Origin of the sequence: Chryseobacterium sp. c4a, assembly GCF_009900745.1 — a bacterium.
GTDB lineage: Bacteria > Bacteroidota > Bacteroidia > Flavobacteriales > Weeksellaceae > Chryseobacterium.
In genome coordinates, this window is record NZ_WXVU01000005.1 from 78,386 (window position 1) to 92,182 (window position 13,797).

At 35.3% G+C, this 13,797-nt stretch carries 10 protein-coding genes; 9 read left to right on the plus strand and 1 reads right to left on the minus strand.

Features of this window, described 5'->3' with window-relative positions; genetic code table 11:
* Positions 1–6: 6 nt before the first annotated feature.
* Positions 7–5,922 carry an alpha-2-macroglobulin family protein gene (locus GTR01_RS09120; protein ID WP_160137536.1) on the plus strand — a complete coding sequence of 1,972 codons (5,916 nt, stop codon included), beginning with the start codon at positions 7–9 and terminating at the stop codon, positions 5,920–5,922.
* A gap of 43 nt (positions 5,923–5,965) precedes the next feature.
* Positions 5,966–6,454: a serine protease inhibitor ecotin gene (eco, locus tag GTR01_RS09125; protein WP_160137537.1), complete on the plus strand. Its 489-nt coding sequence runs from the start codon at positions 5,966–5,968 to the stop codon at positions 6,452–6,454.
* A gap of 77 nt (positions 6,455–6,531) precedes the next feature.
* On the opposite strand, the gene GTR01_RS09130 is transcribed toward eco, so the two are convergent.
* The gene (locus GTR01_RS09130; protein WP_160137538.1) at positions 6,532–7,761 is read right to left on the minus strand and encodes a hypothetical protein; all 1,230 of its coding nucleotides are present in this window, start codon (positions 7,759–7,761) and stop codon (positions 6,532–6,534) included.
* A 164-nt stretch (positions 7,762–7,925) separates the two neighbouring features.
* Between GTR01_RS09130 and GTR01_RS09135 the strand changes: the two genes are divergently transcribed.
* From GTR01_RS09135 to GTR01_RS09165, 7 genes are all read left to right on the plus strand, one after another.
* Positions 7,926–9,344: a TolC family protein gene (locus tag GTR01_RS09135; protein WP_160137539.1), complete on the plus strand. Its 1,419-nt coding sequence runs from the start codon at positions 7,926–7,928 to the stop codon at positions 9,342–9,344.
* An 11-nt stretch (positions 9,345–9,355) separates the two neighbouring features.
* Positions 9,356–10,312, plus strand: coding sequence for an HlyD family secretion protein (locus tag GTR01_RS09140; RefSeq protein ID WP_160137540.1), 957 nt, complete (start codon positions 9,356–9,358; stop codon positions 10,310–10,312).
* A gap of 65 nt (positions 10,313–10,377) precedes the next feature.
* A complete protein-coding gene (locus GTR01_RS09145) occupies positions 10,378–11,583 on the plus strand; it encodes an ABC transporter permease (RefSeq protein ID WP_160137541.1) in 1,206 nt (401 codons plus the stop codon).
* Between the two features lie 296 nt (positions 11,584–11,879).
* The gene (locus GTR01_RS09150) at positions 11,880–12,335 is read left to right on the plus strand and encodes a DUF1569 domain-containing protein (protein WP_160137542.1); all 456 of its coding nucleotides are present in this window, start codon (positions 11,880–11,882) and stop codon (positions 12,333–12,335) included.
* A 12-nt stretch (positions 12,336–12,347) separates the two neighbouring features.
* Positions 12,348–12,818 carry a hypothetical protein gene (locus GTR01_RS09155; RefSeq protein ID WP_160137543.1) on the plus strand — a complete coding sequence of 157 codons (471 nt, stop codon included), beginning with the start codon at positions 12,348–12,350 and terminating at the stop codon, positions 12,816–12,818.
* Between the two features lie 87 nt (positions 12,819–12,905).
* Complete coding sequence (locus GTR01_RS09160) at positions 12,906–13,277, plus strand: VOC family protein (RefSeq protein ID WP_160137544.1); 372 nt, start codon at positions 12,906–12,908, stop codon at positions 13,275–13,277.
* Between the two features lie 44 nt (positions 13,278–13,321).
* Complete coding sequence (locus GTR01_RS09165; RefSeq protein WP_160137545.1) at positions 13,322–13,771, plus strand: VOC family protein; 450 nt, start codon at positions 13,322–13,324, stop codon at positions 13,769–13,771.
* The last annotated feature ends 26 nt before the right edge of the window (positions 13,772–13,797 follow it).

Genomic DNA, 13,797 nt, shown 5'->3' on the forward strand with positions numbered 1-13,797 from the left:
ATACATATGAAAAGATTTTCCAAGATATTTATGCTTTCGCTGCTATCATTGGGCTTTTCGCCGGTTTTCGCACAGAAATATTATGACGACCAGTGGAAAAAAATAGCAGAGAACAGTCAGAAAGGAGCTTATAAATCTAATCTTCCCATCATTTTAGACCTGGAAAACCAAGCTATGAAAGAAAATAATACCATTCAACTGATCCGTTCCTTAAAAGCAGAATTCAGTATTGTCAACCAAACAGTAGATGATGATCAGAATGATGCTGCTTCAAAATTCTTTAAAAAACTTCAGGAGGCAGAAGGAAAACTGAAAGGAGAGGAGAAACTTGTGTATAAAGTTCTTCTCAATGGTTTTTTCCTGGACTATTACAACCAAAATTCCTGGAAGATCAATGGTCGAACCAATATTAATACGCAGGATGTTGCACAGATTGAGACCTGGACAAAGCTTGATTTTAAAAATTATTTAATCAAAAGCTATCAGGAGCTGGATCAGCAAAAGCAGGAAATAAAAAAGATTTCTCTGGAAAAGTATAAGTCTCTATTTTCAGAAACTAAGGATATTGCTTATTTCCCAAGTCTGTACGATTGGTATTCCCTGAAAAAGATTGCCTTTTTATCTGAGAGTGCTATTTTTACAAAAAATGAACTTGCGGAAAACAGGAAATCCATCAATGCAATTTTTGATGAATTGATTGCACAGAATACTGGAAATTCCAAGTTGTTTTTCATGAAGAATAAATTGGTAGATAACTGTAATGTCAACGCATGCAAAGATAAGCTTGAACAACTTCAGTCACTTGTGAAGTCTGATGTACAAGGAGATTACAAAGTGGAAATCATGGGTGATATTATGGATGAGCTTGTCATGAAAAAGAAAGCAAAAGAAGCAATTGCTATTGCTGCACAAGCTAAAAGTGAATATCCGAAATCACCTTTTATCGAAAACATTAAGAGCAAAGAAGCTCAGATCACCAATCCGATATTGAGTATCAAATATGAAAAGCAGACCCAAAATAATCTGCCAATTCATTTTAGCGCAGAATATCAAAATGTTTCAGAATTTTCTTTAAACATTTATGAGGTAAAAGAAGACTTTACATCATTGATGAAATATGTGCAGAATTCTTATGCGAATAACTATTTCAGCAAAGTAAAAAAGAGCCTGGTGAGAAAAGAAACTTATCAGCTTTCAGATCCTAAAGATTATCAGCTTCATAAAACATCCCTGGAAATTAAACCGCTTCCTTCGGGAGTTTATGTGGTAGAATATTCGGTAGCAGGAGTAGAGGTGAAGGATAATGATCCAGAGAAAAATTTCTATTTTCTGGTTTCCGGAAACAAGATCATTTATCAATCCAGATCTTCCCGAAATTCGCTTTCAGATGATTTGAAATTAGTGAATAGTGAAAATGGAAAACCTGTTGCCAATGAAAATCTTAACTTTTATGAATTCGTAAATAGTAATTCTGTTAATAAAGTAGAAGGAAAAACCAATGAAAAAGGAGTTTTTAAATTTCCTGTTACGGGTAATAAAGAGTACTACAGAACTTATCTGATTCAGCAGCCCAAAACCAATGATTTCCAGATCATGCAGGTATACGGTAATAATGGACGTGAAGATTACAACCCTAATAAAGAAGCCCGATCCAAAGCACAGATTTTTACGGATAGAGCGATCTACAGACCTGGCCAGACTGTTTACTTTAAAGTCATCAATACCCGTTTGAATAATGAAGTAGAGTCTGTACTTTCAGGAGTAAATCAAAAGATTACTTTGATGGATGCTAACAATCAGGAGGTTTCTTCTCAAAGTTTTACCACCAATGAATTTGGCTCCTATCATGGTAGTTTCATTTTACCAAAAGGAAAGCTGAATGGTGTGTTCTATCTGAATACTGATGGAAATACTCAAGGATATAAGGATATCAGAGTAGAAGAATATAAAAGGCCAAAGTTCGAAGTGAGTTTTGAACCTGTAAAAGACGAGTATAAATATGGTCAGACGATAGAGTTAAAAGGGAAAGCAATGATGTTTTCCGGAGTTGCTCTAAGCAATACTACAGTAAACTACGAGATCAAAAAGCACAATATCCGATGGAAATATTTCTGGTGGTATCCAAGAGATAATGATAATGAAAACTCCATTTTGGGTGAAGCCAAAACCAACGAGAAAGGGGAGTTTGTGATTCGTTTGGATCTTAAAAAAGATGAAAAATTAGAAGGAATACAGATTGATAATTACGAGATTAATGCTTCTGTTACCGATATCAATGGAGAAACACAATCAGCCAATACAAATTTGAAAGTGGCTTCAGTTTCTCACTATATCAAAGCTGATGAAATTAAGAATATATTCAGCGATGAAAATACAAAGCTAAAGGTAGAAACTAAGAACTACAATGAGCAGAATCTTAAAAAATCATATCAGGTTAAGCTATCAAAACTAGCTGCTCCGGATCGAATTTTTAGAGATAACTTTAAATCAGAAGTTCAGAATCTTCCACAATATTCAAAAGCAGAATTTATCAGTAAGTTCCCACACGATTTATTCGATAAAAATGATGAGATCAAAAACTGGAAGACAGAAAAAGTAGTGGTAGAAAGACAACAGCAGCCAGCTTCAGAGACTCAATCTTCGGATCTTGATTTAGGAAAACTGGAGGCTGGAGATTATCAGTTAGAACTGTTTAATATTGAAGGAAAAGACACAATTAAATCAGCTCAATATTTTAGCGTTTGGGATAAAAATTCTCTAAAACCGACGCAGAAAACATTCTTAACGGTAATTGCACCAAAAGATGAAATAGCAAGAGGAGAGAAAGCAAGAGTATATGTATATTCTGCAATCCCTGATGCATTAGTCAATGTTTTTGTTCAGGATGGATCCGGTAAAACGATCGCAGAAACTCATCAGCTGAAAAAAGGAATTTTAGAGTATACTGCAGATATTCCAAAAGATAAAAGTGTATCTGCTCTTAATCTTCAATTCCAGATTGTAGCATTTAACGATGTACAAACAGAAACTGCGGCATTAAAAATAAAGGATACTGAAAAACCTTTAAAAATTGAAACGGTTACTTTCAGAGATAAACTAGAACCGAATTCAAAAGAAAAATGGACGGTAAAAGTGACCGGAAATGATAAAGAAAAAGTAAATGCTGAAGTGCTGGCCAATATGTACGATATGTCTTTAGACCAGTTTGCTGCAAATAATTATGGTTGGGATAAGTTGTATACACCACTCAATATCATTACTTCTTACGATATCAGAGAATATTTGCTGCAAAAAAGATATCAAAACAGACTAAGATATTATAACGGAAATTATGTAACAGTTCCTGAGTTTAACTGGTTTGATGGTGGATTATCTTATGATCTGGAAGGAGCTGGAGTGAGATCACCTAGAACTAGAAAATTTAAGAATGCACTTCCTGCACCTTCAGCAGTAGCTAGAAATTCAGCATCTATTGAAGAAGTGGTAGTGAATGCCGCTTATGGAATTAAAAAAGAATCGGCTATAGCAGGCTATGTGGCTGCAGGTCAGGCAGCAGATGCAGATGGTGTTGTAGAACAGGCTGAATCCAAAGAAGCACTGGAAAAAGTTCCTGTACGCCAGAATTTAAATGAAACCGCATTCTTCTATCCGGATCTGAAAACAGATGCAGAAGGAAATGTCAATTTTGAATTTACTTCTCCGGAAGCATTAACCAAGTGGAAACTAATGTTCCTTGCGCATACAAAAGATGCAAGAGCAGCAACCTTAGAAAAAGAGGTGGTAACGCAGAAAGAATTCTCTGTCACTCCAAACTATCCGAGATTTTTAAGAGAAGGGGACGAATTGAACTTACAATCAAAACTATCCAATCTTACCAATAAGAAAATGAATGGTTCTGCTGAATTACAGATTTTAGATGCCTTCACCAATGAAAACATCTCTTCAAAATTCGGTATTACTTCAGGAACACAGAACTTTGATCTTAATGAAAACGGAAACGGAGCATTAACCTGGAAGGTAAAAGTTCCAAACAATGTTTCTTCTATCATTTTAAAAATTGTAGCAAAAGCAGGAGCTTATTCCGATGGAGAACAACAGGCTGTTGCCATATTACCAAACAGAATGTTGGTTACCGATGCTGTACCTGTTTTTGTGAAGGAAGGTGAGACAAAGACTTTCGTACTGGAGAACCTTAAAAATAATACTTCTACAACAGCTTCTAATGTTTCCAATACCTTGGAGTTGACGACCAATCCGATCTGGGAGATCATGTTTGCGCTTCCAAGCCTGAAAAATGACCAAAACAGCTCAGCGGATGTTGTTTTCAATAAATGGTTTGCAGATGTATTGGCTTCTGAAATCTTCAAAGCTAATCCTAAAATGAAAACGGTATTTGATGAATATCAGAATAAAGGGATATTAAATTCAAATCTTGAAAAAAATCAGGAGTTGAAACAACTGTTGCTAGAAGAAACCCCTTGGGTACTGAATAGTAAAAATGAAAATGAACAGATGCAAAAACTGGCGCTTCTGTTTGATACGAATACGATGAGAAATTCAATAAACCAGGATTGGACGGATTTCAGTAAACTACAAAATCCTGACGGTGGATTCTCATGGTATGCAGGATATCCAAGTTCTTACAGTACATCATTATATATTCTTAAGAATCTTGGAAAAATCAATCTATGGTTAAAAGATAACGTAAAAGATTATCAAAGTGCAGAACAGAATACTTTGGTTGCTAAACTGATTCAGTATGTAGACAATGAGATCAGCAAATATGCAGATGTTAAAAAAGGAAGTGTTTGGAACAATTGGGTGCTTGATTATCTGGATACCAGAAACTATTGGGAAAAACAATATCCTTTAAAAGGAAAAGGAGCCAATTTAAAAACATTGGTAAAAGAAAAAGCTAGAACAGCGAAGATTAGCGACTTTACATTTTTTGGACTTCACCGTGCAGCTTTATTAATGAATAATTATGGTGTGAAGGATGTATCTGATAAACTGATGAATTATCTTAAAGAAACTTCTACAGATACCAAGACACAAGGAGTATACTGGAAACAGAACCTGAATGACTGGGGCTGGTTTAGTTCTAAAGTCGTGAATCATGCAGGAGCATTAGAGGCTTTCAATACGTTGAAATCTAATGATCAGCAATTCATTGAAGATATGAAGATCTGGTTGGTTACGCAGAAAGAAGTAAACTCATGGGGAAGCTCAAGAGGAACTGCGGAAGTGATCTTTACAATCCTAAATTCAGGAAAATCATGGACGGGTGCAGAAAGTGATAAAGCAACCATTGTTTGGGGCGGAAAAGAAATTGTTCCTCAGACTCAGGCAACAGGATATGTGAAATCCACAGTGAAAACAGAGGCCATAGATAAGAACTTAGGAACCGTTACGGTCACTAAACCAGGGCCTGGAATTGTTCAGGGAGGATTATTCTGGCAGTATTATGAAGATCTGGATAAAATTAAATCATCCGAAAACTATATTTCCATAACCAAAGATCTGTATAAGAAAGTGAAAACGGTAAACGGGGAAGAACTTCAGAAAATTTCCCCGGAGACACCATTAAAAGTAGGAGATAAAGTAACTGTAAGAATGATCCTGAATACAGACAGAGCGATGGAGTTTATTCATATTAAAGATATGCGTGCCGCAGGATTTGAACCTCTTGATGCCTTATCGGGATATCAGTGGAAAAATAATTTAGGATATTATCAATCTACTAAAGATGCGTCCACAAATTTCTATATTCAATATATGCCAAAAGGTAAATATGTATTTGAATATGATGTAATTGCTAACGCGTCCGGAAAGTTCTCAAACGGCATTACTACAATGCAAAATTACTATGCTCCTCAGATGAATTCACACACAAAAGGAACGGGAATTCAAATTTTGGAATGATTTTTGGCTATTAGCAAATACGTAAAATTTAAAACCAAATAAAATGAAATTTTCAAAAACTTTAATTACTGGATTGGTATTGATGGCTGGGGTAAGTGCTTTCGCTCAAAAGAAAGCTGAAAAGTTTGAAAAACTACAGATTGAAATGTTCCCAAAAGCTAAAGAAGGATACAAACAAGTATATATTCAGCTTCCCGTTGCAAAAAATGAAAACGATTTAAAAGTGGAAGTTTTTGTAGGAGCTGAAAAAATGTTAGACTGCAACAACTACTCTTTAATGGGAGAAATGAAAACTCAGGATCTTCAGGGATGGGGATACAACTATTATGAAGTAGAATCAAAAGGAGAAACAGCGGGTACATTAATGGGATGCCTGGATAAAAAGCTGACTAAAAAGTTTGTTACACTTCAACCTCAAATCGTAAGATACAACAGTAAACTGCCATTGGTATTCTATGTACCGAAAGACATCGAAGTTCGTTACAGAGTTCTAAGACCTGATAACGGAATGAAAAAAGCAGTTCAAAAGTAAAATTTGCAAGCTTATTATAAACAGAAAACTCCTCACAGCAATGTGGGGAGTTTTCGCTTTATATCGTTTTCTGATGATTATGCAATCCATTCGCTGATAATTTCCACGTTCCAGCCTTTAGATGTTTTTTTAATAAGATAAGTAATTCCTGTTGTAATCCCTTCGATCATAAAAATGTATGTGTCTTTCTCTTGATCACATGGGAATATTTTGCTGTAGTAAGGATTCATGCTATTCATGTAGCTGAAGTTTCGGTATTCAGCAAATTCTTTTGAAGTCAGGAAGATGATTTTTTCATCAATAGGTTCTATTCCTTTCAGATTTTCATCATCCGTTACAATGATTTTATAATCTAAAGAGTATACAAAATCTTTTTTTCTTTGGGGGAGTTCGTCTCTTTGGGCTTTCAGATCCTCTTTAAATGTTGCCAGTGGAATGAAAAATTCTTCATGATAAGGATCATCATCCTTTAAAAAATCATAGTTGCCATATAAAATTCCCTGCAGAAGTTTGGTGAAATCATTTTCATGAGTTTTATATTTAGGATTGCTGTCTTCTGCGTCATCGATGCCATCACCGTCAGTATCTTTTAAATAAGGATTAGTGAAAAGTTTTCTGGTTTCTTCAATATCATTGATACCGTCTCCATCAGAATCTTTTAAGATCTCCGAAAGGTCAAGAGTCAGCAATGCATTATTCTTTACGAGAATATAATCAGGTGTAATTCCATACACAGGAAGTTTGGTTATTCGGGTAATGTCTGCTTCAACCTGAATATGGTTTTGGTCTTTCCACAAAGGATACCTTGAATTGGATTTAAAAAAATAAGGATCATTAGCAACCAATCCTGTAAAATAATTTTGCCAGCTTTTTCCGTTGTCTTTGGAAACTCTTAAATAATAATCCTTTGATAGAAAAGAATCTGTGGTATATAGTATAGCGGTTGTCCCATTAAATTTTTCCTTCTTAATAATAAGTGGGATAGGAATATCATTTATCTTTTTAGAAAACTCTTCCTTCCTGATGGCATACAAGGTATCAATATCACCCAATGGCTGACCCTTTGTTCGCTGGTAAACAGGATCAATAATGTTTTTCGATTGAGCGGCTTTCTTTATATATTTTACGGAAGTATATTTAAAAGGAGGAAGAAGAGCTTGTGCTTCTGTAACCGTCCGAAAAAATGTTGACGATTGTGCAAGGCTATCTTTTAGTTTTTCAAATGGTGTACACTTACATGCCTTTGTTTTCTGAGAAAATAGCAGGTGAAAAGGGACTAATAAAAGTGGAGTTAAAAATTTTTTCAAGGTTTTTAGTTTTTAATTAACATTTAAACGGGTTGGGCAAGACTTTATTTTAAAGTACTTTAAAACTTAAACAGATTTTAAACTTATTTTAAATTCATGGTTTTGTTAAATATTCTTTGAGTATTTTAACAATTTTTGCATTATATTTGTTATAAACATAAACCATGAAAAACAATTTATTGATTTTTACGTTTAGTTTTTTTGCTTTTCCTGCTTTTGGCTGGGCACAGTCTGCGCCGGATTTTAAAGAACTTCTGGATAGTGCAATGGTTCGGGACTCGAACCTGAAAATGCAGATTACCCAAAACAAACTTACCGATCTTGATGAACATAAATTAAAAGATATCTTTCTTCCTACTCTGGAATTAAGCGGTAAAGCAGGTTACCTTAACGGAACAGCAAGACTTACGTCCCCAGAAATTAATCTCGCTCCTTTTATCAATATTGCTGAAGGCGCTTTCAATAACAACTTCAATGTATCCGGATTTTCAGGAGTTGCTAAGGCAGAAGCTAAAATGCTTGTGTATTCCGGTGGAAAGGTAAAATACCTGAAAAAAGCCGTTGAAGAAAAGAAAAAATCTGAAGATGTCCTGCTGGAAAAATCCAGAGATGAGGTGGTAGCAAGTATTTCCAGAGCTTATGACCAACTGGCACTTATTCATCAATCTAAAAAGGTTTTGGATGAAAGCAAAAGAAGGCTGGATATCAATAAAAAAACAGCGGATAAAGCCTTAGGATACGGTCTGATTACTCCTTACGATCACAAAAAAATTGAACTGGCTCAGGCTACTTTAAATGCAAAAGTGGTAGAATATGAAGGGAAAAAAGAATTACTGCTTACCCAGCTTTATATTTTAACGGGAATTAATAAGGAACGTCTGAGAATGATAGATCCAACCTTAACTCCTGTAGAACTTCTTGCAGCAGAAAGAGGAATAGAACAGAGAGCGGAAGTTCGAGCACTTGAACATGGAATTGCAGCAGCAGATTATAAAATAAAAGCAGAAAGAACATGGATGATTCCAAAAGTGCAGCTGATGGCCTCTGCATATTATATCGGGCTCTATGGAAACCATATCAAAAGTTCTGAAAATATAGTACCTGCTGTTCCCATTCTTGGATATGAAGGCAAGAAACTGGATTGGAGTCCTAATAACATCAATATTTTTCCTTTAATCACTGCCGGAGTTGGATTTAAATGGGAGATTTTTGATGGTAAAGAAGGAAAACATGCCGAAGAAACCGCTAAAGTAGGGAAAGAAGTACTGCAAAATCAAAAAGAAGATGCATTAAAGAAATTATCGCTGAATTTGGCTAATAATCAAACCAATTATGATATTGCAACAGCTCAGATCACTTTAAAAGCTAAAGAAAAAGAATTGGCTAAAAGTGCATTGGTACAAGCTGAAAAAGAATTCAGATACGGAATGAGCAAATCATCCCAACTTATTGATGCGGAAAACGATCTTGAAGCCTCAGAGCTGGAATACCAGAATGCGATCTTCAATCAGAGAAGAGCAGGAATAGAGCTTATGAGAGCTACTCAGGAACTGGATATTACTAAATTTTATTTAATCCCATAAAAATTAAAATGATGCATAAAAATATAGCTATAGTCTTTGCTTCTCTGTTTTTACTGGGAAGTTGTGACAAGAAAAATGAAAAAATTAAAGAACCTGAAGGTAAAACGAAAAAAGATGTCATCTCTTTTGCTCCTAAAGTAACCGGAAGGATTTTAAAAATATATGTCTCCGAAGGACAGACGGTAAAAAAGGGAGATACCCTGGCACAGCTTGATGTTCCGGAAGTATCAGCAAAAATAGCCCAGGCTCAAGGGGCTGTTAGTGCTGCTACAGCTCAGGAACAAATGGCTAAAAATGGAGCAACACCGGATCAGTTGAAGCAACTTCAGGCCAAATATAAAGGACTGAAAGAACAATATGAATTTGCTCAGAAATCGTATAAAAGAGCCAACAATATGTTCCGTGATAGTCTGATGTCTCCACAAGCACATGATGAAATCTATGCGAAACTTCAGGGAGCAAAAGCTCAATACGATGCTGTCGTTGCAGAATTAGATGATGTGAACAGAGGTACCCGTTTCGAAAAAGTAGAAATGGCCGCTGGACAGGCTTCTCAGGCAAAAGGAGCATTACAGGAAGCTAATGTAGCGTACTCAGAAAGATATATCATTGCGACCAATGATATGGAAATTGAAACCATCAGTTTAAATCCGGGAGAATTGGCAACTGCAGGTTTTGCTTTGTTCAACGGATATATTCCTGAAAGTACTTATTTCAGATTTACAGTTCCTGAAAGTGCTATTTCAAAATACAAAAAGGGACAGAATGTAAATATGCAGGTAGTTTACAACAAAGAAAATCTGGAAGGATCTGTTGTATACATCAAGCAGCTTACAAGATATGCAGATATTACTACCGCTTATCCTGATTATCAGTTGCAGGATGCTGTTTACGAGATTAAAGTAAAACCTACGGATATGAATAAGGCAAAGAGTCTTTTGGTGAATGCCAATGTTATCCTGAAATAATTTGAAACGAAACAGAAGGCACCTTTAGATGTGCGGCTGATCATTTAAAACATTAAAATATACAGATGAAAGAATTTTTCCGTCTTTTAAAACGTGAGTTCAAACTTTTTATCGGCAATTCTACCTTAAGAACGGTGTTCTTTTTGGCACCAGTCTTTTATGCTACCTTGCTGGGGTTTGTCTACCAAAGCGGAAAAGTTGAAAATACACCTGTATTGGTAATTGACAGAGATAATACACCATTGTCCAGTCAATTAACTGAGATGCTGGATGATAATAAGAGCATCAAAGTGATAAGATATTTACAGGAGCCTTTGAGCATCAAAGATGAGGTAATCCGTCATGAGGCAGCGGCAGTTGTTATTATTCCGTCTCGTTTTGAAGGAGATATGCTTCAGAAAAAATATCCAGAGCTCAATGTTTATGTGAATACAGGAAACGTTTTGACAGCCAATTTTGCATCCAAAGCACTCCAGCTGACGATAGGAACTTTCTCTGCCGGAGCATCCATCAAAGCGCTACAGAAAGCAGGAATGCCTGCAGCAAAAGCTGTTACACAATATGAGCCATTTAAAACCAATTATATTACCCTTTTCAATACGACCAGTAATTATCTTATTTTTATGTGGCCTGCTATGTTGGCCGTAGTATTACAACAGGTGATTTTATTGGCAATGGCAGTCAGTTTCGCGGCAGAGTTCCAAAGAGGTTCTTTCGTAAAAGAATATGTGAAAATGAAAAAATGGGCATTTCCTACCATGTTGATTAAGGTAATTCCTATTTGGGTATTTTCCATTCTTATTGTGAGTATCTATTATTTGATGCACATGATTTTCAAAGTGCCAATGCCGGAAGGAATACTCAATTTTATTCTTTTAACTTCTGTTTTTGTAGGTTCAGTTTCTTTCCTTGGAGTGTTTATCAGTATTCTGATCCCAGATGCGCTGAAAGCTACACAGATTCTTATGGTTATTGCTTCACCGGCGTTTATCATCAGTGGTTTTACGTGGCCTTTAAATGCGATGCCTGCATTTGTACAGTTTATCGCAAATATCATCCCACTAACCCCTTTTTTACAAGCCTTTAAAATTCTATTGATTCAAAAAGGATCTGTAGAGCTTACTTTTCCTTATCTGGAGCATTTAAGTATTCTTTTAGTCGTTTATGCTATTATAGGATGGATTGCTTTAAAGATTAAGCTTTGGTTTATTTTCAAAAAAGCAGCTCCACAGGAAATTGAAAGGGAAGGAATTTCAGAAGAAGAGGAATAAGCAGTACAATTTCGATTGTATATGATTTTTATAAAAGTACACGGGCAAAAATTCTTTGAATTTTTGCCCGTGTACTTTTTTCATTGAAAGAATGATGAAAATAACAAAAGCAAATAAATAGTAAATCAATATAACTTATATTCTCAAGATTCAAATACTCTTCAATACTTACACCCGTAAACTCATCAACCCGAATCTCGAATCCCGAACTCTCAATCCTGAAACAAAAAAATCTCTCCGCATAAAAATCAAACAAAAAAACTGATATATTTGTCTGTAGTAAAAACAGATCGTATATGGAAAATGTATTTGACGCAAAAGACGCTCAAAACTATATTGATAGGATAAACAAGCTGGTGGAAGATACTCATGGATTATGGGGAAAAATGACGGTAGATCAAATGTTGGCGCATTGTAGTGTAACGTATGAAATGGTGTACGAACCGGAAAAACATAAAAAACCTGGAGCTATTGCCAAGTTTATTTTAAAGACTTTTGTAAAACCTAAAGTAGTAGGTGAAAAAGCATATCCGAGGGACTCCCCAACAGCTCCTCAATTCTTGGTAACAGGCAGAAAAAACTTTGACGAAGAGAAGATAAGATTAATTGGTTTTATTCAAAAAACACAACAATTAGGAGCAGATGCATTTGATGGTAAAGAATCTTTTTCCTTTGGAAAGTTAACTTCACAAGAGTGGAATAATATGTTTGCAAAACACCTGAACCACCACCTCTCTCAATTTGGAGTTTAAAAAAATCACTATATGAAAAAACTTTTATTGCTCTTCATGCTGGCGGCCAATTTTGTATTGGGGCAAATGCCGGATATTTCAAACACTTGGCTGAATAACAGTAAACCTTATATCGGAACGATTGGAAATAAGGGACAGGAACTGAAGCTTAAAATCAATATTTCTGAGCAGAATAAAAAGAATGATCAGGAATATTTCGTTTCAGGATATTCTCTTGTAGATACCAACTATGCAAAATTTGAAGGTAAAATTTCTATTCTAAAATATAAAGATGCCAAAAAGCAAGGAACTATATTTGGTGAATATGAAATGGCAGAAGAGAATAAAGGAAAACATTCAGGAGTCTTCAAAGGACGTTTCGTTTATAATTTTAAATGGAATAGAAAAACTGAAAAAATAGAAGGACAATATATAGAGTTAATTGGTGACTGGAAAAGCTATGATGGAACTCTTGAGCTGAAAACCCGTTTGAAAAATCAGTAATTCTTTAAAAATATTTCATCTTAAATGATCGACTGATTATTAAAGACAATAATTTCTAAAAAAGGCTTTGCCATCAATTTTAAAAATATGAAACTAGGAGCATTTTCAATCAGCCTCAGTGTAAAAGATCTTCAGAAATCCAAAGACTTTTACGAGAAACTGGGATTTACAATCATGGCTGGAAGCACAGAACAAAACTATCTGATCATGAAGAACGGATCTACTTTAATAGGTTTGTTTCAGGCAATGTTTGATGGGAATATGTTGACATTCAATCCGGGTTGGGATCAGAATGCTCAGAATCTTGAGTCTTTTGATGATGTACGTGAAATCCAACAGAGTTTAAAAGAGGGTGGGATAGAAATTGATAAAGAAGCTGATGGAAATACTTCAGGCCCGGAGCATATCTATCTGAAAGATCCGGATGGAAATATGATTCTGATCGATCAGCATAGGTAGACAAAATTCAAAACAAATTAAAACTTAACTCATAAAAAACAATCATGGCATCAGTAAACGTTTATTTAACATTTAATGGGAACTGCAGAGAAGCGTTCGACTTCTATAAATCAGTTTTTGGAGGAGAATATCCTTATATCGGAACTTTTGGAGAAATGCCTCCAATGGAAGGAAAAGAACTTCCTGAAGAAGATAAGAATAAGATCATGCACGTTACCCTTCCTATTTCTAAAGAAACAATGTTAATGGGAAGTGATACAGGCGGAGAATGGGCTTCCAACTTCAAAGAAGGAAACAATTATTCGATTTCCATTAATGCAGAATCTAAAGACGAAGCAGAGAAATTATTCAATGGTCTTTCTGCAGGGGGACAAGTGACCATGCCATTAGCAGATACATTCTGGGGTGCTTATTTTGGAATGTTTACCGATAAGTTCGGGATCAATTGGATGGTTAATTATGATGACCCTGCCAAAATGCAGCAACATCCATAAGATTACTATTTTGTATCTTAAATATA

What these genes read in the sequence shown, in the direction of transcription:
- GTR01_RS09145 (WP_160137541.1), top strand. Translation starts at nt 10,378, where the DNA reads ATGAAAGAATTTTTCCGTCTTTTAAAACGTGAGTTCAAACTTTTTATC.
- GTR01_RS09135 (WP_160137539.1), top strand. Translation starts at nt 7,926, where the DNA reads ATGAAAAACAATTTATTGATTTTTACGTTTAGTTTTTTTGCTTTTCCT.
- GTR01_RS09140 (WP_160137540.1), top strand. Translation starts at nt 9,356, where the DNA reads ATGCATAAAAATATAGCTATAGTCTTTGCTTCTCTGTTTTTACTGGGA.
- GTR01_RS09165 (WP_160137545.1), top strand. Translation starts at nt 13,322, where the DNA reads ATGGCATCAGTAAACGTTTATTTAACATTTAATGGGAACTGCAGAGAA.
- GTR01_RS09160 (WP_160137544.1), top strand. Translation starts at nt 12,906, where the DNA reads ATGAAACTAGGAGCATTTTCAATCAGCCTCAGTGTAAAAGATCTTCAG.
- GTR01_RS09155 (WP_160137543.1), top strand. Translation starts at nt 12,348, where the DNA reads ATGAAAAAACTTTTATTGCTCTTCATGCTGGCGGCCAATTTTGTATTG.
- eco (WP_160137537.1), top strand. Translation starts at nt 5,966, where the DNA reads ATGAAATTTTCAAAAACTTTAATTACTGGATTGGTATTGATGGCTGGG.
- GTR01_RS09120 (WP_160137536.1), top strand. Translation starts at nt 7, where the DNA reads ATGAAAAGATTTTCCAAGATATTTATGCTTTCGCTGCTATCATTGGGC.
- GTR01_RS09150 (WP_160137542.1), top strand. Translation starts at nt 11,880, where the DNA reads ATGGAAAATGTATTTGACGCAAAAGACGCTCAAAACTATATTGATAGG.